The organism is Arthrobacter sp. SLBN-100 (genome assembly GCF_006715305.1).
Taxonomy (GTDB): Bacteria; Actinomycetota; Actinomycetes; order Actinomycetales; family Micrococcaceae; genus Arthrobacter.
Window position 1 is genome coordinate 2,098,173 of sequence record NZ_VFMY01000001.1, and the last position, 21,090, is coordinate 2,119,262.

Below are 21,090 nucleotides of genomic sequence, written 5' to 3' on the forward strand. Positions count from 1 at the left end.
TGGTACTCCGATCTTCTTTGATCATGATGCTGGGGATGCGATGGAGGAATGAAGTTAAAACTAAGACGGGCCAAAAACGGGAAAGCGTTTTCTGAATCTAATGCTATAAGTTGCCAACTTGTATTACAAGAGTGTTGTGCAAACTCTTTTGGACCGCAGAAACGGCCCGTCGGCGGACGGGCCGTTTCGAGGCGGGACTGCCCCGACCGCCCAACAGGGCGATGCGGGGACCCCGCAGCGGCTACTTGATGCCTGTGGTGGCGATGCCCTTGATGAGGAACCGCTGGCCAAAAAGGAAGACCAGGAACACCGGCAGGAGGGACACGATGGACATTGCAAACAGCGATCCCCAGCTCGTGGCGGACTGCGAGTCAACAAATGCCCGCAGGGCTACCGGAACGGTGAACATGTCCGGATCCGTAAGGTAGATCAGGGCGCCGAAGAAGTCGTTCCAGGTCCAGATGAAGGTGAAGATGGTGGTGGTGGCCAGCGCCGGCACCATCAGTGGCAGGATGACCCGGAGGAAGATGCGCGGGTGGCCGGCCCCGTCAATGCGGGCGGCCTCGTCGAGGTCCTTCGGGATGCCGCGGATGAACTGCACCATGAGGAAGACGAAGAACGCATCCGTGGCCAGCAGTTTGGGTACCAGCAGCGGCCAGAAGGTGTTTACCCAGCCGATCTGTGAGAACAGGATGTACTGCGGAACGATGACCACGTGGAACGGCAGCATGATGGTCAGCAGCATGATCCCGAAGAACAGCTTCTTGCCGGTGAACTGCAGCCGGGCGAATGCGTAGGCGGCCATCGAGCAGGAGATCAGGTTGCCCAGGATGGAGCCGATCACCACGATGGCCGAGTTGAGCATGTAGTGGCCGAAGGGGTGGGTCAGGGCAGACCAGCCGGAGGTGTAGTTGCTCATCTCCAGGCTGTTCAGCCACAGGCCGGGCTCGCGGAAGATCAGGTCGTTGGGCCGCAACGAGGAAACCACCATCCACAGCAGCGGGTAGATCATCAGCCCGCCGGCAAGGATCAGGATCGCGTGCTTGATGAGGGCTTTTGTCCGCTGCGAGCGGCTGAACGCCAGGGTGCCCCGGGACTCCCGGGCTTTGGGCCTGCGGCGGTTCGTAGGCTTGCCGGCGCCGGCTGACTTCTTGTCCGGGGCGGGCAGCGTCTCAAGCTTAGTCGTCATAGAAAACCCAATACTTAGAAGCGATGAAGTTGATGGCGGTGAAGACGCCGATGATCAGCAGCAGAACCCAGGCCATGGCGGACGCGTAGCCCATGTCGAACTGGCCGAATCCCTTTTGGTACAGGTACAGCGTGAAGAACATCGTGGAGTCCGAGGGCCCGCCGTTGCCGCCCGAGACGATGAACGCCTGGGTGAACGACTGGAACGAACCGATGATCTGGAGTACCAGGTTGAAGAAGATGATGGGGCTCAGCATCGGCAGGGTGATCTTCCAGAACTGCTGGAGCGTGGTGGCGCCATCAACCCTGGCTGCCTCGTAGTACATGTTCGGGATCTGGCGCAGGCCGGCCAGGAAGATGATCATGGGGGCGCCGAACGTCCAGACGTGCAGCAGGATGATCGAACCAAGGGCCGTGCTGGGGTCCGAGATCCAGCCCGGACCCTGGATGCCGAACATCGCCAGGACCTGGTTCACCAGGCCGGTAGTGCCGAAAATCTGCTTCCACAGGATGGCCACTGCCACCGAACCGCCCAGCAGAGACGGCAAATAGAACACCGACCGGTAGAACGGCAGTCCCCGCAGGCCCTTGTCCAGGACCAACGCAATCAGCAGCGCCACCGCGAGCTGGAGCGGGACACCGATGAACACGTAGGTGAAGGTCACCCGCAGCGAGTTGTGCAGCCGGGCATCGGTGAGCATCCGGGTGAAGTTCTCCAGCCCCGTCCATTCCGGCGGCTGGAGCAGGTTGTAGTCCGTGAAGGACAGGTAGAGGGACATCAGCATGGGGCCAATGGTGATGGCCACCAGGCCAACCAGCCACGGCAGCAGGAAAATGTAGGCCGCCTTGTTGTCCCGGCCGTTCGCCTTCTTCTCCTCAGTGGTGGCTTTGCCCTTCCGTCGGGAGAACGAGCTGAGTTCGCTGATGGCACTCACTGCGGCAACCCCGCTCCGGACAAGCGCTCCGCTGCAGCCGGCATTCCTGCCGGGCGCGGTGCCCTGGGTATGTGATTAGCGGCCATGTGGTCTCCTTTGGTCATCGTGGCCTCCACGTTTTGGTAATCGCCGGAGCGATCTTGGACGCCGCGCCTTGGCCGTGCTTTCCAACAAAGGTGGCATCGGATTGGCGGTCGTCCTGTGCACCACCCGCGGGTGGTGCGGATGAAAAAGCGGCTCCGTACCAAAGTAAACGGTTTCTTGACTCTTGTATAGCCCTTTGTTAGTTTTTGAGAAAGCGTTTTCTGTGGCAGGCGCCACACCGCCTGGATTCACCAACTGAGGGGCAGGACAATGCGGTTTAGTCTCAAGAAGTCGTCGATGGCAGCAGCCGGCGCATCAGCAGTTCTGGCGCTGGTTCTCACCGGCTGCGGCAGCAGCCCGGATGCCGGAAAGGTAGGGACCGCCGAAGATCCCGTCACCATCCGCTTCGCCTGGTGGGGCAACGACTCGCGGGCGAAGACCACCCTCGAAGTCATCAAGGACTTCGAGGCGGCGAACCCCACCATCAAGGTGCAGGGCGAGAACACCGAATTCAGTTCCTACTGGGACAAGATGGCCACCCAGATCGCCGGCGGTACCACTCCGGATGTCTTCGCCATGAGCGGCGCCTACCCCAGCGAATATGCAAGCCGCGGCGTCCTGCTGGACCTGGACAAGGTTAAAGACCAGGTCGACACGTCCAAGTTTGCCGAAGGGACCGTGGACCTCGGCAAAATCGACGGCAAGCAGTACACCCTCACCGCCGGCGTTAATGCCATGTCCATGGTCATCGACCCCAAAGTCTTCGAAGCTGCCGGGGTGGAGCTGCCGGACGATGAAACCTGGACCTGGGAGGACTACGCGGACATCGCCGCCGAGATCACCAAAAAATCCCCGGCCGGAACCTTCGGCACAACCCCCATGGCAAACGACTCCTTCCTGGCCGTCTGGGCCCGGCAGAACGGTGACGACCTGTACACCGACGACGGCAAGAAGCTGGGCATCAGCGAGGACACCGCCGCCAAGTGGTTCGAGCTGAACAAAAAGCTGATGGAAACCGGAGGAGCCCCCTCCGCGTCGCAGACGGTCGAGGATGGCTCGGCCCAGCCCGAAATGACCCTGATGGGCCAGGGCAAGCAGGGCATGAAGATCTCCTGGAGCAACCAGATGAACTCCTACTCGGGTTCGCCCCTGGTCATGATGAAGCTGCCCAACGAGAGCAAGCAGCCGGGATCCTGGCTGCGGTCATCCATGGAATACGCCATCTCCTCCAAGTCCGCACACCCCAAGGAAGCAGCCCTGTTCATCAACTACCTGGTGAACAACGTTGACGCCGCCACCAAGATCAAGAGCGACCGGGGAATGCCGGCCAACACCGAACTCAAGGCCGCCATCACCCCACTCCTGAAGGAATCCCAGCAGAAGGAAGCGGTGTACCTGGACCGCCTCGCTGAGATGAAGATCGAGCCGCCTCTGCCGTTCCCCGCCGGATCGTCCGCCACCATGGAGGTCCTCAACCGGTTCAACACGGATGTATTGTTCGGGAAGATCTCCCCACGGGACGCCGCCAAGGGCTTCATCCAAGAGGTCAACTCGAATCTTGGCTAGTTCCGGGCTGATCCCCGTCGTCACCACATCCGCCCTCACCACACCACGCGAACAGGAGGCAGGCCGGTGAACCCCAATATCGGACTGAGCCCCAATGCCCGCCCACCGCGGCCGAGCGCGATTGCCGGCTACGAGGACTGGCCTGCCTACGTTCAGGAAAACCCCCGGTACCAGGCTGCCAGCGGGACGGCCCAGGAACTGGCGGACGCCCTCGGCGTACCCGGTGCGCTGCCGTCACCGGACGTGACGGTCCACTGGGAGGAGACGCACGACGGCGTCAACACCTCCCAGCTCAGCTGGCAGCTGGGCTTCGGACCCCGGAGCACGGGCTGGCTGATCCGCCCGGCGGGCGCTACCGGTCCCCTGCCCGGCGTCCTGGCCTTGCACTGCCACGGCGGCAACAAGTTCGGCGGCGCGGACCGGTTGGTGGAACTCCCCGAGTCCCATCCCGCGGCGGAAAATGCCCGCACCGGCCATTATGACGGCCACGCCCTCGCCACTGACATTGCGCGCCGCGGGTTTGCCGTCCTGGCCCACGACACCTTCGCCTGGGGCAGCCGCCGCTTCAACCTTGACCTCCCGCCCTGGCGGACGGCCTCAGCGCTGGAGGCAAGGCAGGCGCAATGGCGGGAGGACGGCATCGTGCCTTCCGAAGCGGAGATGTACAACGCCGCAGCCGGATTCCACGAGGAAACCGTGGCCAAAACCGCGGGCCTGCTGGGTACCAGCCTCGCCGGCATGGTGGCCCACGACGACCTCGCGGCGCTGGACATTCTCGCCGGACTGCCCGAGGTAGACCAGGACAGGCTCGGCTGCATCGGTTTCTCCGGCGGCGGCGGCCGTTCCCTGGCCCTCGCCGCGCTGAGTCCCCGCATCCGGAGCTACGTGGTGACCTGCATGATGACCACGTTCCAGTCGCTGCTGCCCGCCCACCTGGACGCCCATTCCTGGCTGCTGCAGACTCCGGGCCTGTGGCGCGTCGGCGACTGGCCGGAGCTCACCGCACGATCAACGGCCAGCCGGCTGCTGGTGCAGTACGCCGTGGCTGACGAACTCTTTCCCGAAGACGGCATGCGCGACGCCCACGCCATCCTGGAGTCACTGCACCCGCCCGGAACCTATACCGGAAGCTTCTGGCCCGGCGGCCATGTGTTCACATCCCGGATGCAGGAGGAAGCACTGGACTTCCTCGCGGCCACGCTTCACAGCCCATCGACCTTCAGCCCCCAATCCACTTTCAGCTCCCAGTCCACGTTCAGCCCCCAATCCACTTTCAGCTCCCAGTCCACCTTCAGCTCGCAAGGACCACCCTCATGACTCAACAATCCGCCACCGCGGAAAGCAGCCCACACCCACCCGGGGACAAACCGAACGCCGCTGACCCCGCGGCCGTTCCGCGGATTGCCCTGGTAGGCGTCCACGGCTTCGGTGAACGGCACCTGGCCAACCTGGCGCGGCTCGAGGAAGCGGGCGCCCTCGAACTCGTCGCCGTGGCGGACCCCAACCCGCCGGCCCAAGGACGGCTGGCAGAGTCGGTAGCCGTTTTCGATGACCTGGCGCAGCTGCTGGCAGCGGATCCGGGCGTCGACGTCGTCATTCTTGCCACCCCCATCCAGACCCATGCTCCCTTGGCCGTCGCCGCGTTGTCAGCAGGCAAGGACGTCTATGTGGAAAAACCGCCCGTGGCCTCCCTCGCCCAGTTCGAGGAGGTGCGTGCAGCGGCAGAAGCCGCAGGGCGGTTGGTCCAGGTGGGCTTCCAGAGCCTCGGCTCCCGGGCGCTGCCTGCGATCCGGACCTTGGTGGAGTCCGGCGGGATCGGTGACGTCCTGGGGCTGAGCGCCACAGGGCAGTGGGTGCGGAGCAAGGCCTACTTCAAGCGGTCACGCTGGGCCGGTAAGCGCAGCCTGGACGGCATCGACGTGGTGGACGGCGTGGCAACCAACGCCCTGGCCCACGCGGTGGCCACGGCGCTCCACATGGCCGGTGCGCACACCATCGCGGACGTGGACTCGGTGGAGACGGACCTTTACCGGGCACACGATACCGAGAGCGATGACACCTCTATCCTCCGGGTGCGCACCGCCGGCGGCACCACGTTGGTCTGCGGCCTGACGCTGTGCGCGCCCGAGCAGCAGAACCCGTCCGTGACAGTGCACGGCACGCTCGGCGAGATCACCCTGTTCTACACCGAGGATGAGGTGGTCATCACCACAGCTGGCGGCGAGCGCCGCGAGACATTCGGCCGGACCGACCTGCTGGAGAACCTGCTGGACGCGCGGTCCACTGGCACCCCGCTGCTGTGTTCCCTGCCGGACACCGGCGCCTTCACCACGGTGCTGGAAGCCATCCGGACTGCACCGGCGCCGCAACAGATCACCCCGGAGCACATCACGTGGGAGGGAGAGGGCGACGACGCCCATCCCGTGGTGCACGGAATCGGGCCTTGGCTGGAACGTGCTGCCAAGGCGCAGGCAACGTTTGCCGAACTCGGAGTGCCTTGGGCCAGGAAGCTGCCGCCGGTCCGTGCTTTGACGCTCGACGGCCAGGAAATCGCGGAGTACCAGGACGGCAGCCGCATCCGCGCGGTGTCTTCCCCACGGCCCTACCTGCACCCGGTCCGCACCCTTGCCGGAACCGTCGTCACGGACCACCAGCCGCTGGACCACGTGTGGCACCTCGGCGTCGGAGTGGGGCTGCAGGATGTGGACGGGATCAATTTCTGGGGCGGCCGCACCTATACCCGCGAAGCCGGACAGTACATCTGGCGCCCGGACCACGGCAGAATCACCCGCACCGGAACCTCCGTGGAGGAGACGGCTGCCGTGACAGGAGGCCCGGAAGGCCGGCTGCAGGAAACATTGAGCTGGAACGGGCCCGACGACGTCCCGGTCCTGGTTGAGGAGCGCACCTGGACCTGGTCTGGCGTCAACTCCGCGGCCTGGCAACTCTCCCTGGACTTCGCCCTCTCCCCCGCCGGCGACCAGCCGGTCAGCCTGGGCAGCCCCGGCTCCAACGGTCGCCACGAAGGCGGTTACGGCGGGTTCTTCTGGCGGTTGCCTGAGTGCGGCGGCGCCGCGGTATGGAACGCGGCGGGCGCAGGCGAATCCCAGGTTCACGGTTCCGTGACGCCCTGGCTGGCTTGGGCCGGAAAATTTGGGGCCGGCAGCGCCACGCTCGTCTTTGTGGCGGCGGAGGGTTCCACCGACCCCTGGTTCGTCCGGGTGGACGGCTACCCGGGAGTGGGCCAGTCGCTCGCGTGGGACGCCCCGGTCATAGCTGAACCGGGCAGCCCCGTCCAACGCAGCATTACCGTTTTTGTGGCCGACGGAATCCTGGGCACAGCAGACATCGAATCATTGATCAACCGTCGGGGGAACCGTTCATGAGCCAGACAACAGCTGACGCCACATCACTTGCAGGCAGGGTGGCACCGGCGTCCGCGGACGATCGCGCCATCAAACGCCAGCGGGTCCTGGACATCCTCGACGCGAAGGCCAAGGACGCCCTGCTGCTGACCACCAACACGGCGCTGACCTGGTATCTGGACGGCAGCCGCGTGCACATCAGCCTGGCCGGCGATCCGATCGCCGCCCTCCTGGTGGACCGCGACGGCGACCACCTCGTCACCTTCAACAATGAAGCCGGCCGTATGGCGGCCGAGGAACTGCCGGCCGGCGTCGCCCTGCACACCGTGCCCTGGTACGGCAACCTTCATGAGGCGGCCGCCGCCGTCAGCACCGCCGGCAGTGGCGCAACGCCGCTGGCGGAAGCGGACATAGCGGCCGAGCTGCGGGCCGCCCGCCAGCAACTCCTCCCGGCAGAGAGCGCGCGCTACGGCCGCCTCAGCGCCGAAGTGGCAGTGGTAATGACCGACGTCCTCTCATCCGCGCGGCCGGAGACCACGGAGTTTGAGCTGGTATCCGCCCTCGCAGCCCGGGTTGTCGCCGCGGGCGCGGAGCCGTTGGTCCTGCTGTGCAACGGCAGCAGCCGCAGCGGGTTCCGGCACCCGCTGGCCACACACTCGCCCCTCGGCCGCCGGGCCATGGCCGTTGTATGTGCCCGCAGGGACGGCATGGTCGCCAATATCACCCGCTGGGTAAGGTTCGACGGCGGCACTGCGGAAGACCGCGATGCTGAGGCACGCATCGCAGCAGTGGAAGCGGACATCTTCGACGCCACTGTCCCCGGCGCCCGGCTCGACCTGATCTTTGCCGAAATCAAGGCAGCCTACGCCCGGCACGGCTTTGGCCCGGACCAGTGGGAGCAGCACCATCAAGGCGGGCCGGCCGGCTACGCAGGACGTGATCCCCGTGCCACCGCTGCAGCGACCGACACCGTCGTCGTGAACCAGGCTTTCACCTGGAACCCGTCCGGGCCAGGCGTCAAGATCGAGGACACCGTCCAGCTCACCGGGTCCGGCCTGCAGGTCCTAACCGTCGACCCCCGCTGGCCCGCTACGGCGGTCAATGGCCTCCAGCGGCCGGCCACGCTCCAGCTCTAGCCGCCTGCGCCGGCTGGACTGCAGCGGAAGACGCAAAAACCCCGGGACCACTGGTCCCGGGGTTTTTTTGTTTCGGCGATCGGCTTCAAAGGCTCACCCGGTTTCGACAAGCTCAACCACCGGAGTCCGAAGCGTTGCTAGGGAAGCACGAGTTCCCCGTCAACCCGGCGCGGGATGCCGAGCGGATTGCTTTCGTGCAAGGCCGGGTGGAGGACTGACTCCGGTGCGTCCTGGTAGGCGACCGGGCGCTGGAAGCGGCGGACCGCCGTCGCGCCCACCGAGGTGAAGAGCGAGGTGGTGGCCGGGTAGGGGCCGCCGTGCTGCTGGGCCCAGTTGACGGCGACGCCGGTGGGCCAGCCGTCGAAGAGGACGCGGCCTGCGAGTTCAGACAACTGCTCCACGAGTGCGGAGATGTCCTCGCCAGGCTGGGCGTGCACCGTGGCAGTCAGGCTGCCCGGTACTTTGGCCAGGACGGCGGACAGTTCCTCCCGGTCCGTGTATTCGATCAGCATGGTGGTGGGGCCGAAGCACTCCTCCAGCAGTTGCTCAGGGTTTTCCAGAGCCTTGGCCGCGGTGGTGGAGAAGACCACCGGGGCTGCACCGTTGGACACCGCATCCTGGTCCACGCTGCCGCTGACCACGTCCACGCCACGCACGGACGCGAAGCTGCGCAGGCCGTCAGGGTAAGCCTCGGCGATCCGGCTGGTCAGCATACCCAGCGCCGGCTTGTCCTTGCTGGCCTCCGCCACCTGCGCGGCGAAATCCGTTCCGGCCGGGATGAACACCAGCCCGGGCTTGGTGCAGAACTGCCCGGCGCCCAGGGTGAAGGATACGGCCAGGCCCTCGGCAAGCTGGGTGGAGCGTTCTGCCAGTGCAGCTTCGGTAACCACCACCGGGTTCAGGCTGCCCAGTTCGCCGTAGAACGGGATGGGCTCGGGACGGGACGTGGCGAGGTCGAAAAGGGCCCGGCCGCCCGGGATGGAGCCGGTGAAGCCCACCGCTTTGATGGCCGGATCCTGCACCAGGGCCGTTCCTACCTCACGGCCGGTCACCAGCGCGAAGATTCCGTCCGGCGCACCTGCGGCCTGGAGCGCTCCAGCCACAATTTCAGCAGTCCGCCCGGAGAGGCGCAGGTGGCCCGAGTGGGCCTTGACGATCACGGAGCAGCCAACTGCCAGGGCCGAGGCGGTGTCACCGCCGGCGACCGAGAAGGCGAACGGGAAGTTCGACGCCGAGAACACGGCCACCGGCCCAATGGGCTTCAGGATGCGGCGCAGGTCGGGCGTGGGTGGAGTGGCCTTCGGGTTCGCGTGGTCGATCACTGCCTCGAGGTAGGAGCCTTCGGTGATCACGCGGGCGAACAGGCGAAGCTGCCCGGTGGTCCTGGCTACTTCCCCGGTGAGGCGGGTGGCGCCCAGGCTGGTCTCGGAATCGGCGATCTCCACCAGCTCGGCAGCGTTGGCGTCTAAGGCATCGGCGACGGCGGTGAGCCAGGTGGCGCGTTGGGCGTCGGAGGCGGCCGCCGAGATTTTGGCAGCCTCCGTGGCAGCGGCTGTGAGCTCGGACAGTGAGAGGGTTGCAGTTGTCACGTGAGGTACCTGTTCTGTGGTTGTGCGTTCTTCTACGGTGCGTCGCCGGTTACGGTGCGTCGTAGCCTACGGTGTGTCCCGGAAGCGGAAGCCGAGCCCCGGCTGGTCCGTGAGGGTCACCCGGCTGTTGCTGAACCGGACCGGCGACGGGCCCGCCAGGATTCCCAGCTGCTCAAAGGACGCCTCCTCCACGTCTTCCACCAGGGTAGGCTCCGCGAGCGTCAGCGCCAGCTGGCCGGACAGCTCCGGCAGCAAGTGCGGCATGACCTTGATGCTGTTGGTCCTTGCCAACTCCACAATCCGCCGGAACGGGGTAATACCTCCCACCCGGATGATGTTCGGCTGGATGATGTCCACCGCCTCCGCATCAATAAAATCGCGGAACCGGTAGATGGTGTGCAGGTTTTCACCGAGGGCGATCGGCACCGGCGAAAGCTTGCGGAGCCGGCGGTAGGCCCAAAGGTCATCAGCACGGATAGGTTCTTCAAGCCACTCAAGCCCGAACCCGGCCAGGACATCGAGGGCGCGGAGCGTGGTGGGCAGGTCCCAGCGCTGGTTGGCGTCGATCATCAGTTTCCGGTCCGGGCCGAGAACTGAGCGGACGGCGGCCACGCGTTCGGCGTCCTCGCGGATGTCCGGTTTGCCCACCTTGATCTTCACGGCCTGGTGCCCCGCCGCGATCCAGCGTTCCGTCTGCGCGACCAGCTCGTCAAGGCTGTAGTGCAGGTTCACGCCGGACCCATAAACCTCGGCGGACTCGTGCCGCTGGCCTACAAGTCCGGTGACGGAGGTGCCGGCGCGTGTGGCCTGCAGGTCCCACAGGGCCAGGTCCACCCCGGCCATCGCAATGGTGGTCAGGCCCCCGCCGCCAGCCTCATGCAGCCGTTTCCACAGCGAGTCCCAGACCACCTCGGGGTTGGCGGGCAATCCCGCGATGAAGGGCGCGATGTCGTAGTCAAGCAGCGCTTTAACCGCCTGCGGGCCAATGGTGGGCGTCCAGGAAAAACCATGCCCCGCACCGCCGTCGTCCGTGTGGATCTCTGTGACGATCACGTGGTTCTCCGGAGCTTCAACGCCCCAGCTGCGGCGCAGCGGAACGGTGATGAGCCGGGTGGAGAGGCCCGTGATGCGCGGTACTGTCCGGACCGCTTCGGCGGCCAGGGCGCCCATCAGCGGCCGGCCAGCTCGTAGCCCTTGGCGAGGATGGCCTTGAGCTGGACCAGCTGCTCCTCGCTAGGGTCTACCAGCGGCGGACGCACGGAGCCAACGGGCAGGCCGCCCAGGCGAAGGCCCGCCTTGATCAGCGAAACACCGAAACCGGGGGTCTGGTCACGGAGCCGGACCAGCGGTGCGTAGAAGCCTTCCAGCAGCGCGTTGCGGCGCTCCTCATCACCGGCCATGTAGGCGTCGTAGTAGGCCTTTGCGATTTCGGGGGCCATGGCGAACGCGGCCGAGGAGTACAGGGGAATCCCCAGTCCGCGGTAGGCGCCCTGGGTCAGTTCGGCGGTCAGCAGGCCGTTGAAGAAGGCGAAATCCTCTCGTCCGGTGGCACGGACCGCGGAGACGATTTCCTGGGCGAGGCCAACATCGCCCAGTCCGTCCTTGAAGCCGACCACTTTGGGGTTGGCAGCAAGCCGCGCGATTGAGGCAGCAGTGAACTTTGCGTTGCCGCGGTGGTAGACGATCACGGGCAGGCTGCTGGCGCCGGCCACGGCCTCGATATAGGCCACCAGCCCTTCGGTGGGACCGGTGACCAGGTACGGCGGCAGCACCAGGAGGGCGTCAGCGCCGGCTTCTTCGGCCGCGCGCGCAGCGGCAATGGCGTGGCCCAGGGGGCCGCCGGCGCCGGCAACTACGGGCACCTTTCCCGCGACAACCTCGACGGCGGCCGTCACCACAGTGCGGACCTCCTCGATGCTGAGGGCGTGGAATTCGCCGGTGCCGCAGGCGGGGAACACGGCGCCCGGTCCGAAGGGAAGCCGGGAGCTGATGTGCTCCTTGAGCAGCTCGACGTCAACGGCACCTTCAGCCGTGAACGGGGTGACGGGGAAGAACAGTACGCCGTCGAATTTCATGGTGTCTCCTGGGTTCCGCTGCCGGCAGTAACCAGCGCGGAGTTCTCGTCGTTGAGGGTGGGTTTGGACTTAAGTTCTGTGCGCCAGCTGCGCGTGGGGTGCCAGCCCAGGAGTTCCCGGGCTTTGGCGATGGAGAAGGCCGGGCTGGTGCCGGTAAGGCCTGCGCTGAGGGCTTCGCTTCCGGGCAGGAATTTCGGCATCAGTTCAGCCAGGGGTGCCGTGGCCAGGGCGTCAGCGGCGCCAACGAAGAACGTTTCCCCGTTGGGGATGGACGGCATCTTCTCCAACAGCAGGTCCAGGAAGTCCGCCACATCCCGTGCATCCACGTAGTTGAACAGCGCGGGTGCGGACAGTGCGGGATCGGCCAGCCGTTCAGCGAGGGTATGGCCCTGCTGGGTCGGCGCGCCTCCCCACTCCTCCGGGGAGATCACGTAGCAGGGGCGGAAGGCAGCGTACCGGATATTCTCGCCCTGCGCTTCCGCGAACGCCTGCACGGTCTGCTCCGCGATGAGTTTGGACAGCGCGTAGGCATTCCACGGCTTGGGCGGCGTGCGCTCGTCCAGCGGGAAGGCCGGCGGCAGCCAGCCCGCGGGTGAGCCGTAACCCAGTACCGTGGGGCTGCTGGCCGTCACGATCTTCGGCACCCCCACTTCCGTGGCGGCGCTGACCACGGCGAAGGCGAGGCGCGTGTTCGTGGCGAAGATGACGTCCTCGGGCGCGCTGAACGGTACAGCGATCGCGGCAAGGTGGATGACGGCGTCGGGCTTCGTTTCCGCAAGGAGGCGCAGCGCCTCGCCCGGAGCCAGGAGGTCGGCGGTTTCCTGCACGACGCCGGCAGGCAGCTGTTCCGCCGGAACGGCATCGCGGTCCACCGAAATCACCTGGTGGCCCTTTTCGGCGAGGCCGGCCACAACACTGCGCCCCAGGCGGCCGGAGCCGCCGGTGACAAAAATCCTGCTCATGTTATTCCTTCAAATCCAGTGCTGCGGTCACTTGCCGCGGCGGAGGTCGACGCCGAGGTCCAGGTCCTCGATGCGTACGGGCAGGGAGGTCTCGAGGGAGCGGTTGCCTGCGATGCCCACGGAGACCGAGCGCAGCCCGTCAAGGTAGCCGGAGGGGCGGCCCAGCGGGTCCTCGCCCGGGCCGTTGAAGAGATCCGAGAGCAGGAGCTCGTCGCCGCCGCCGTGGCCGCCTTCGCCGTTGACGATCGGCACCTCGTAGGCTGCTTCCCAGTGGCGCTGGACCACCAGGCGTTCGCCGTTCCGGCGGACGGCGTCCTCTTCTTCAACGGGGGTTGCGCTGGGGTCCACCACGGTCTTCTTGTCCGTGCTGCTGACTACTGCGGCACGTTCCACGACCTCCAGCTCGGCCCGGCCTTCGGTGCCATTGACGGCCACGCGGTAGCCCTCCCACGGGCTGTGCGCGTTCAGCGAGTAGCTCAGGCGCGGCCCGCCCTGGTACTCCACCACCAGCGCGAGGTTGTCCTCGATGGTGATGCCGCCGGTGAAGACGTCCTGGTCGCGGCGGTAGCCGTCGTAGTGCTCGTTGTCCAGGAAGAGGGCCTTGAGCCGCTCGTCCTCCCGCAGGTCCAGGGTGAAGGGATCCTTCTCCGCCGCGGCCGGGGCATCGGCGTCGGGAGTACCGCGCTCCGGGCGGGGGCCCAGGCCGCGCTCGGCGGCGTTTTTGTCACCGTAGAACTTGAGGCCGCCGGAGGCGAAGACGCGCTCGGGGACGTCGTCGATCCACCAGTTGACCAGGTCGAAGTGGTGCGAAGCCTTGTGGATCAGCAGGCCGCCGGAGTTTTTCTTCTCCCGGTGCCAGCGGCGGAAGTAGTCCGCGCCGTGCACAGTGTCCAGGACCCAGCTGAAGTCGATGGACGTGACCTTGCCGATCACGCCGCTCTGGATGATCTCCTTGAGTGCACTGTTGCGCGGGGAGTAGCGGTAGTTGAAGGTGACCACCACGTTGCGGCCGGTCTCGTGCACCGCCTGGGTGATGCGGCGGCAGCCTTCAGCGTCGATCGTGAGGGGTTTCTCGACGACGACGTCCGCGCCGGCGCGGAGTCCCTCCACGATGTAATCGGCGTGGGTGTAGTCCGGCGTGGTGACGATGACGCGGTCTATATTGTTGGCCTGGATGAAGGCTGTGAGGTCTGCCGGATCAAATGAAGCGACGGGTCCGGGCGCCCCCAGTTCCTGGATGAGCTGCTGGTAGAACTCCACGCGGCCCGGGTTCACGTCTGAGAACGCGACGAGTTCTGCGGTATCTGCGTGCTTGCCGAAGATGGCGCGGATGTACATCTCGGAGCGGCCGCCGGTGCCGATGAGGGCGATGCGGGCTCTGCCACCCTGCCCGGCTGCAGCACCAAGAGCTGCGGCGGTGTCCGCGGCAGCTGTTGCCGTCCCTGCAGCAGTACTCGACTCGGCTGTGTTGACCATGAAGGGTCCCTTTCGAAAGGTATTGCCTGGCCGCACCGGCGGCCTCTGACGTATCGACTTGCGGCGCTCGGTGCGCCCGTCCAAGAAAGCGTTTTCTCGGATTCGCTATAAGATTTGTACCAACCGGAACCGGCATCCGTCAACCATTATGGGCACTGGCAGAAAGCGTTTTCTAGTGGAGCGCCCGCCTCGGCCTGCCTGGGAGGGCTAAAACTTGCAGGAAAACTTGGGAAAACGTTAGAAATCGCTTTCCCGCGGCGTTATATGCTGTGAATCAACACAGCTGTCAGGAAAAGGCGGCACGAACCTGCCGCGGCAGCAGAACGCCCGGGCAGCAGCACGCGCGGGGGGCAGGGCCCGCAGCGCCAAGGAAGGGACCACCATGGTCAGGAGATCGGCAACCGGCAGGATTGGCATCGCGGATGTTGCCGTCAAGGCTGGGGTTTCCCACGCCACCGTGTCCCGGGTCATGAACGGGAATTTCACCGTGGACCCGGATATCGCCGCGCGCGTCCGCGCGGCCGCAGCAGAACTGAAGTACCAGCCCAACCCCGTGGGCCGGAGCCTGGCCCTGGGCAAGACCGACACCATCGGCATTGTGGTTCCGGACCTCGCAAACCCCACGTTCCAGGCAATTCTCCGCGGCCTGAGCCGGGCTGCCGCCGAGGACGGCTACCGAGTCCTCATCGCCGATTCCTTCGAGGTGTCCAGCGAAGAAACCATCCTTGCCGGCGAGGCCCGCAGGCGCTGCGATGGCCTGGTGCTGTGCGCGCCCCGCATGACCGATGCTGAACTGGAGGAGATCGCTCCGTCCCTGAGCCCCCTGGTGCTGATCAACCGGACCACGGCGGCAGCCGGCGTTCCCAGCCTGGTGGTGGATTACGGGCAGGGCGTGCAGGACCTCGCCGAGCACCTTGTGGACCTGGGCCACACCCGCCTGGCATTCCTTGCGGGCCCGCCCCGCAGCGCCTCCAACGGCATGCGCCTCAAGGGACTGGAAGCGTTCAAGGCGGCCCATCCACACGTGGATGTGCGGATGCTTGAAGGCGGCTCTGACTTCGATACCGGACATGTTGCTGTGGACGCGGTGCTGGAAAGCGGCGCAACCGGGATCCTTGCCTTCAACGACCTGGTGGCCATGGGCCTGATGAGCGGGCTCCATGAACGCGGACTCGACGTTCCCGGCGACATCTCCGTCACCGGCTTCGATGACATCCCGTTCGCCAAGTACACCACCCCCGCCCTCACCACGGCTGCCGTCCCCATCACCGAACTGGGTGAGCAGGCCTGGCACCAGCTCCGCGCGCTGATCCGCAAGGAGGAGAACGACGCTCCGGGCAGCCGCTACCAGCCGCGCCTTCAGGTCAGGGCCAGCAGCGGCCCGGCAAAGGCGCCGCGCTCAACCGTGCACGGCTGACCCTGCACTACACCCGGGTGTCGGCCGGCGGCTTCAGGAGGACGTCTATGAACTGGGAAAGCCCGTTCGCCACGTCCACGTCCTTGTTGTAGAGCCACTGCAGCTGCAGGCCGTCGGAAACAGCCACCACCAGCCGCGCAAGGTCCCTCGCCGGCAGGTCCGCGCGCGCCTCCCCGGCGGACTGCCGGCGTTCTATGTCGATGGCCAGAGCGTCAACCACCTCGGCAAACCGCTCTTCAAAATACCGGTGTGAATCATGTCCGGGGTCATTCGCCGTAGCTGATGCCACTGCATACAACGTGGTGAGCCCTGGTTCATGACGGTTACGTTCGGCGGACCGGACCATCAGCGGAAGGCCAGCTTCTTCAGCGTCCATCGACCTGAGGCTCCGGCGGTCCCTTTCGGCGAGAACGGCCGTCAGCAGTTCCTGCTTCCCCCGGAAGTAGTGGAACAGCGTAGCTTCCTTCACTCCCACCAGTTCAGCCACCCGCTTCATCGCGGTGCCCTCAAAGCCTTCGGTGGCGAAAACGTCGGTTGCCGTCTGGATGATCTGTTCGCGGCGTTCCGCTCCTTTTGCATACTGGCCGCGCAGCTTTGATAAAGACATCAGGCCAGTGTATTTCACAGCTTTACTGGAAAACCTAGTCAGACTTGGTTTTTGCCGGTACTATCTTTTGCAGGACCCAACGGAGGGTCACTTTTTGTCAGGAGGCACCGTGGCCGTCAAGACCATCACCGAAGATTCCGCAGGGCTGCCTGCCCGTGGAACTTCATCCAGCAACACCGCTGGATCCGCTCCCGCCCCGGGAGCGCCCACCAGTACACCCCGCGCTTACGTCATCGGCATGCCTATCGCCAGCGCCGGCCTGTGGATGGCTGTCCTGGCCCCGGCCCTTGTGGTGCTGGCCATCAAGGTTTCGGAGATCACTACTCCGGAAACCCGGGCCGGAGCCCTGAGCCTGGTGGCCGGCGTCGGCGCACTGATCGCCCTTTTGGCCAACCCCTTTTTCGGCCGCCTCAGTGACCGGACCACGTCCCGGTTCGGCATGCGCAAGCCTTGGATTGTTGGCGGCTCCATCGTGGGGATGGGCTCGCTGTTCCTGCTCGGGTCAGCCACCGACGTTGCCGGCGTGCTGGTGGCCTGGGTCCTTGCCCAGCTCAGCTTCAACGCCGCCCTGGCAGCATTGGTGGCAACCCTCCCGGACCAAACAGCACCCGCTGAGCGCGGCCGCCTGTCCGGACTGATCGGAATGACCCTGCCGGTCGGCCTGGTTGCCGCCGCCTATTTCGCCCAGCTCTTCGACAACGCCTTCCAAATGGCGGTGGTCCCCGGCGCCGTCGGGACAGCAGTGGCCATCGCCTTCGCCTTCACCTTCAAGGACCGGGTCCTCACCGAGAAGCCGGCCCCGCTGAACCTGAAGGAAATCGCGGGGTCCTTCTACTTCAACCCCCGCACCTACCCCGGCCTTGGCTGGGCATGGTTCACCAAATTCCTGGTGTACATCGGCTACTGTGCCGGCCTGCTCTATCTGCCCTACTTCTTCACTGACCACCTCCGCGTCGCGGAGACCGAAGTGGCCTCGCTGGTTTTCCAGGCAACGCTGGTCAGCTCCTTGGGAACTGTAGTTACCAGCCTCGCCGGCGGCTGGATCAGCGACAAGATCGGCAAGCGCAAAGGGATGGTCATTGCCTCCGCCATCATCATGATGGCCGGCCTGATCATCATCGCCACCAGCACCACCACCGACCAGGTCCTGGTGGGTCAGGCTATCGCCGGTCTCGGCCTCGGCTGCTTTGGAGCTGTGGACGTAGCCCTCATTGCCGATCTTCTTCCAGGCAGCCAGAGCGAAAATGCCAAAACCTTCGGCGTCTTCAACATCGCCCAGGCACTGCCCCAGTCACTGGTCCCCGCCCTGGCATTCCCCGTGATCACCCTCGGCGGTTACCCCGCACTCTTCATCGGCGGGGCCGTCGTCGGCATCATCGGCGCCGTCCTCGTTACCCGCATCAAAGGAGTCAAGTAAATGAACCCCACTCTTTCCCCGGCCGTCACGGCTCCCGCCGCCGGTTCACCCGATGCGGAAGCCCGCATCCGCGAACTCGCCGAAAGCCTGCCCCTGGAACAGCAGATCCAGCTACTGACTGGCGCGGACGTATGGGCCACCCACGCATTGCCTTCCATCGGCCTCTCCCGCGTTGTCCTGTCAGATGGTCCGTCGGGCGTCCGGGGCGAAGACTTCGACGAGCGCCATGACTCGGTCTCCCTGCCGTCGTCGTCCGCCCTGTCCGCCACCTGGAGCGTGGACACCGCACGCCGGTACGGCCAGGTCCTGGGCCAGGAAGCCCGCCGCAAGGGCGTGCACGCCGTGCTGGGACCCACCATCAACCTGCACCGCTCCCCGCTGGGCGGCCGGCACTTCGAGTGCATGAGCGAAGACCCCCGCCTCACCGCCACCCTGGCCGCCGGGTATGTGACCGGCGTGCAGTCCATGGGCATCGGGGCCACGCCCAAGCACTACCTCGCGAACGAGGCGGAGACGGAGCGTTTCACCGCAGATTCGGTGGTGGACGAGCGTCCGCTGCGTGAGCTCTACCTGGCCGCCTTCGAGGATGCCATCACCGAGGCCCGTGCATGGCTGGTCATGAGCTCCTACAACTCCATCAACGGCACCACGGCCAGTGAGAACGAGCTTCTAAAGACGCCCCTGTCCACGGAATGGGGCTTTGACGGTGTGGTTGTCTCGGACTGGACCGGTGTCCGCTCCGTGGAAGCGGCGAACGCGAACCAGGACCTGGAGATGCCGGGACCGGTAGGGCACTGGGGGCCCAAGCTGCTGGCCGCCGTGAATGACGGCCGCGTCAGCCGGTCTGCCATCCTCGAAAAGGTCATCCGTATCCTCCGCCTCGCCGCCCGTGTCGGCTCGCTGGAAGGCGTCGCCCCTGCAGTATCCCAACTTCCGTCGGCCCTCAACGCGGCCGCCGTCGCGCGTGAAGTGGCCGTGCGCGGTGCTGTCCTGGTCCGCAACAGGGACGGGCTCCTGCCCCTGGACCCGGCTGCGCTGAGTAGCGTCGCGGTCAGCGGGCACAACGCGGAGGAAGCCCGCACGCAGGGCGGCGGCAGCGCCACCGTCATGCCCAAGTACACCATCTCACCCCTGGAGGGCCTGCGTGAGGCACTGCCGGACGTCAGCGTGAGCTACGCCCGCGGCGCCAAAGTGGCCGAAGGCCTGCAGGCCTTCCCGCGCACCTCCCTGCACAACCCGGTATCGGGCGTTCCCGGCATGCGCGTGACCTTCCTGGCCGAAGACGGCTCGGAAATCTCGGGCGAGGACCGGCTGGCTTCGCACCTGATCTGGTTCGGCGTCGGGATCCCGGAGGGTGCGGCGGCCATCCGCATGGAGGCGGACTGGACTGCTCCGACGGCGGGTGTCCACCACCTGGGCGTCGGAACCGTGGGCCAGATCCGGCTCTCCCTGCAGGGCGAGGAGGTGTTCAATGGCGGGATCGAGGACGACACCGACGTACTGGGCGCCGCCCTCTTCGACCCGCCCAAGACCGTCCACCCCGTGGAAACGGTAGCCGGCGAATCTGTCCGGATCGAGGCTGTTTACCAGCTGCCAAAGGAGCAGGTTATTCCTTTCACCGCCATCCTCCTGGGCGAGGAAACCGTGGTGGAGGATCCGCAGGCGGAAATCGACGCGGCGGTGGAAGCGGCAAAGACTGCTGACGTGGCAATCGTGGTGGTGGGAACCAGCGCCGCAATCGAATCCGAGGGCTTCGACCGCAAGGACCTGGATCTCCCCGGCGAGCAGAACCGGCTGGTGGAGGCGGTTGCTGCGGTGAATCAGCGCACCATCGTGGTGGTGAACTCCGGCTCGCCGGTCCTGATGCCGTGGCTCGACAAAGTGGGCGCAGTCCTGTTGGGGTGGTTCGGCGGCCAGGAGTTCGGCCGGGCCATTGCGGACATCCTGCTGGGTGCGGAGGAACCGGGCGGCCGTTTGCCCACCACCTGGCCCGCAGCCCTGGAGGACGTACCGGTACTCAACACCATCCCCGTGGACGGCAAGGTTGTGTACTCCGAGGGCATCCATGTGGGCTACCGGGCCTGGCTCAGGCAGCAGGCCGAAGGGGGCGCCGCCCCGGCCCTCCCGTTTGGCTTCGGGCTGGGTTACACCACCTTCGAGCTGGCCGCGCCGCACGCACCGCAGTCGGTCCTGGCGGGCAATGACGTGGTGGTGCATGTACCGGTGCGCAACACCGGCAGCCGTTCCGGCCGCGAAGTGGTCCAGGTGTACCTGGAGCGGACGGAGTCGTCAGTAGACCGTCCCGTCCGGTGGCTGGCGGGCTATGCGGGGACGCACCTGGCCCCTGGCGGCACCGAAAGCGTGGCGGTCCGGATTCCCGCCAGGTCCTTTGGGCATTACGACGGCGGCTGGCAGTTTGAGGCAGGGACGTTCCGGATCCTGGTGGGCCGCCACTGCGCAGATGACTTCCAGGCGTTGGAGATAGAGCTGCGCTAGCAGCCCGTCACCGACGCAAACCCGCCTAAGGCCGGGCTGGCTCCGTTCTTTCGGTAGCCAGCCCGGCTTCTTTGTAGTAGCCCTCGATGTGGGCTGCGACCAGCTTGGCCGCACGTTCGCCGTCGTTATTGTGCACGGCGGCCAGGATGTCATGGTGCTCCGCCCGCAACCGCGCCGCAGTGGAGTCCCAGTCCGGCAGGTTTGCCGTGAGCCGGGACACGTAGCCGGTGATGGATTCGCGCAGCGATCCCATCATGGCGCTGACCACCGCGTTGCCGGCGGCATCTGCCAGAGCCAGGTGGAATCGAACGTCCAGTGCCAGGAACTCATCCACTTCCACGGCCTCAGCATCCATCTCAGCCAGGAGCCGGGCTGCACCGGCCAGCTCCGGTGAATCCGGCTCGGCATGGGACACAGCCCATGACTCCAGCAGCACGCGGGTTTCCACGATGTCCGCCACGGGAAGGTGCTGCGTGGCCACGTGCAGCCGCAGGGCCGAGCCGAGTGCCGCCGTCGGATCCGAAATGACAACCGTCCCGGCTTCCGGGCCGGACCCGACTCCCGCCCGCACTACGCCCATCGCCTCAAGGATCCTGATGGCCTCGCGGACAGAGGTGCGGGACACCTGCAGTTGCTCGGCGAGTGAACGTTCGGCGGGAAGCCGTCCGCCCACTGCCAGCCGCCCCTCCGAAAGCTCCGTCTCAATCCAGGTGAGGACAAGTTGGTGGGTCTTCATGGAGCAATAGTAGTTGATGTGGTTGGACCACATGCCCTACA

General features: G+C 66.0%; 15 protein-coding genes and 1 pseudogene. 7 read left to right on the forward strand and 9 right to left on the reverse strand.

Translation table 11 applies throughout. From position 1 onward, the window contains the following. Positions 1 to 241: 241 nt before the first annotated feature. Both FBY31_RS09835 and FBY31_RS09840 read right to left on the reverse strand, forming a co-directional pair. Positions 242 to 1,189, reverse strand: coding sequence for a carbohydrate ABC transporter permease (locus FBY31_RS09835; RefSeq protein WP_142039950.1), 948 nt, complete (start codon positions 1,187 to 1,189; stop codon positions 242 to 244). After that, positions 1,179 to 2,123, reverse strand: a complete 945-nt coding sequence (locus FBY31_RS09840) for a carbohydrate ABC transporter permease (RefSeq protein WP_142039954.1) — start codon at positions 2,121 to 2,123, stop codon at positions 1,179 to 1,181. Before FBY31_RS09840 ends, FBY31_RS09835 begins: the two co-directional genes overlap by 11 nt. Before the next feature lie 381 nt (positions 2,124 to 2,504). Between FBY31_RS09840 and FBY31_RS09845 the strand changes: the two genes are divergently transcribed. The 4 genes from FBY31_RS09845 (at position 2,505) to FBY31_RS09860 (ending at position 8,274) form a co-directional block, all read left to right on the forward strand. Beyond that, on the forward strand, positions 2,505 to 3,773 hold the full coding sequence (locus tag FBY31_RS09845; protein WP_142039956.1) for an ABC transporter substrate-binding protein: 1,269 nt from the start codon (positions 2,505 to 2,507) through the stop codon (positions 3,771 to 3,773). Between the two features lie 66 nt (positions 3,774 to 3,839). Beyond that, positions 3,840 to 5,090: an acetylxylan esterase gene (locus FBY31_RS09850; protein ID WP_235013003.1), complete on the forward strand. Its 1,251-nt coding sequence runs from the start codon at positions 3,840 to 3,842 to the stop codon at positions 5,088 to 5,090. Next, positions 5,087 to 7,159, forward strand: coding sequence for a DUF6807 family protein (locus FBY31_RS09855; RefSeq protein WP_142039959.1), 2,073 nt, complete (start codon positions 5,087 to 5,089; stop codon positions 7,157 to 7,159). The genes FBY31_RS09850 and FBY31_RS09855 overlap by 4 nt, the downstream gene beginning before the upstream one ends. Next, positions 7,156 to 8,274 (forward strand): M24 family metallopeptidase, encoded by a 1,119-nt coding sequence (locus tag FBY31_RS09860; RefSeq protein WP_142039962.1) that lies wholly within the window; start codon positions 7,156 to 7,158, stop codon positions 8,272 to 8,274. Before FBY31_RS09855 ends, FBY31_RS09860 begins: the two co-directional genes overlap by 4 nt. 137 nt (positions 8,275 to 8,411) lie before the next feature. Here FBY31_RS09860 and FBY31_RS09865 read toward each other — a convergent pair. The 5 genes and pseudogenes from FBY31_RS09865 to FBY31_RS09885 form a co-directional block, all read right to left on the reverse strand. Continuing rightward, positions 8,412 to 9,884 (reverse strand): annotated as a pseudogene (locus tag FBY31_RS09865) (aldehyde dehydrogenase (NADP(+))); the annotation flags it as partial. 45 nt (positions 9,885 to 9,929) lie between these two features. Then, positions 9,930 to 11,033 carry a mandelate racemase/muconate lactonizing enzyme family protein gene (locus FBY31_RS09870; RefSeq protein WP_142039969.1) on the reverse strand — a complete coding sequence of 368 codons (1,104 nt, stop codon included), beginning with the start codon at positions 11,031 to 11,033 and terminating at the stop codon, positions 9,930 to 9,932. Further along, a complete protein-coding gene (locus tag FBY31_RS09875; RefSeq protein ID WP_142039970.1) occupies positions 11,033 to 11,938 on the reverse strand; it encodes a 5-dehydro-4-deoxyglucarate dehydratase in 906 nt (301 codons plus the stop codon). Before FBY31_RS09875 ends, FBY31_RS09870 begins: the two co-directional genes overlap by 1 nt. Next, the gene (locus FBY31_RS09880; protein ID WP_142039973.1) at positions 11,935 to 12,900 is read right to left on the reverse strand and encodes an NAD-dependent epimerase/dehydratase family protein; all 966 of its coding nucleotides are present in this window, start codon (positions 12,898 to 12,900) and stop codon (positions 11,935 to 11,937) included. The genes FBY31_RS09875 and FBY31_RS09880 overlap by 4 nt, the downstream gene beginning before the upstream one ends. A 27-nt stretch (positions 12,901 to 12,927) precedes the next feature. Beyond that, a complete protein-coding gene (locus FBY31_RS09885) occupies positions 12,928 to 14,376 on the reverse strand; it encodes a Gfo/Idh/MocA family protein (protein ID WP_142039975.1) in 1,449 nt (482 codons plus the stop codon). A 382-nt stretch (positions 14,377 to 14,758) separates the two neighbouring features. On the opposite strand from FBY31_RS09885, the gene FBY31_RS09890 reads away from it, so the two are divergent. Next, positions 14,759 to 15,793 carry a LacI family DNA-binding transcriptional regulator gene (locus FBY31_RS09890; protein ID WP_142039978.1) on the forward strand — a complete coding sequence of 345 codons (1,035 nt, stop codon included), beginning with the start codon at positions 14,759 to 14,761 and terminating at the stop codon, positions 15,791 to 15,793. 7 nt (positions 15,794 to 15,800) lie between these two features. Here the strand turns inward: FBY31_RS09890 and FBY31_RS09895 are convergent, their stop codons facing one another. Continuing rightward, positions 15,801 to 16,400: a TetR/AcrR family transcriptional regulator gene (locus FBY31_RS09895; protein ID WP_142039981.1), complete on the reverse strand. Its 600-nt coding sequence runs from the start codon at positions 16,398 to 16,400 to the stop codon at positions 15,801 to 15,803. Positions 16,401 to 16,509: 109 nt separating this feature from the next. Between FBY31_RS09895 and FBY31_RS09900 the strand changes: the two genes are divergently transcribed. Together FBY31_RS09900 and FBY31_RS09905 are read left to right on the forward strand one after the other, a co-directional pair. Next, a complete protein-coding gene (locus FBY31_RS09900; RefSeq protein ID WP_235013004.1) occupies positions 16,510 to 17,817 on the forward strand; it encodes an MFS transporter in 1,308 nt (435 codons plus the stop codon). Beyond that, the gene (locus FBY31_RS09905) at positions 17,818 to 20,313 is read left to right on the forward strand and encodes a beta-glucosidase family protein (RefSeq protein WP_142039984.1); all 2,496 of its coding nucleotides are present in this window, start codon (positions 17,818 to 17,820) and stop codon (positions 20,311 to 20,313) included. It begins immediately after the preceding gene. Positions 20,314 to 20,338: 25 nt separating this feature from the next. Here FBY31_RS09905 and FBY31_RS09910 read toward each other — a convergent pair whose 3' ends face one another. After that, on the reverse strand, positions 20,339 to 21,082 hold the full coding sequence (locus tag FBY31_RS09910; RefSeq protein ID WP_235013005.1) for a FadR/GntR family transcriptional regulator: 744 nt from the start codon (positions 21,080 to 21,082) through the stop codon (positions 20,339 to 20,341). Between the last annotated feature and the right edge of the window lie 8 nt (positions 21,083 to 21,090).

Coding starts and splice junctions, on each gene's coding strand:
- FBY31_RS09835 (WP_142039950.1), bottom strand. CDS start 1,189: ATGACGACTAAGCTTGAGACGCTGCCCGCCCCGGACAAGAAGTCAGCC.
- FBY31_RS09895 (WP_142039981.1), bottom strand. CDS start 16,400: ATGTCTTTATCAAAGCTGCGCGGCCAGTATGCAAAAGGAGCGGAACGC.
- FBY31_RS09890 (WP_142039978.1), top strand. CDS start 14,759: ATGGTCAGGAGATCGGCAACCGGCAGGATTGGCATCGCGGATGTTGCC.
- FBY31_RS09910 (WP_235013005.1), bottom strand. CDS start 21,082: ATGTGGTCCAACCACATCAACTACTATTGCTCCATGAAGACCCACCAA.
- FBY31_RS09880 (WP_142039973.1), bottom strand. CDS start 12,900: ATGAGCAGGATTTTTGTCACCGGCGGCTCCGGCCGCCTGGGGCGCAGT.
- FBY31_RS09905 (WP_142039984.1), top strand. CDS start 17,818: ATGAACCCCACTCTTTCCCCGGCCGTCACGGCTCCCGCCGCCGGTTCA.
- FBY31_RS09870 (WP_142039969.1), bottom strand. CDS start 11,033: ATGGGCGCCCTGGCCGCCGAAGCGGTCCGGACAGTACCGCGCATCACG.
- FBY31_RS09860 (WP_142039962.1), top strand. CDS start 7,156: ATGAGCCAGACAACAGCTGACGCCACATCACTTGCAGGCAGGGTGGCA.
- FBY31_RS09875 (WP_142039970.1), bottom strand. CDS start 11,938: ATGAAATTCGACGGCGTACTGTTCTTCCCCGTCACCCCGTTCACGGCT.
- FBY31_RS09855 (WP_142039959.1), top strand. CDS start 5,087: ATGACTCAACAATCCGCCACCGCGGAAAGCAGCCCACACCCACCCGGG.
- FBY31_RS09845 (WP_142039956.1), top strand. CDS start 2,505: ATGGCAGCAGCCGGCGCATCAGCAGTTCTGGCGCTGGTTCTCACCGGC.
- FBY31_RS09885 (WP_142039975.1), bottom strand. CDS start 14,376: ATGGTCAACACAGCCGAGTCGAGTACTGCTGCAGGGACGGCAACAGCT.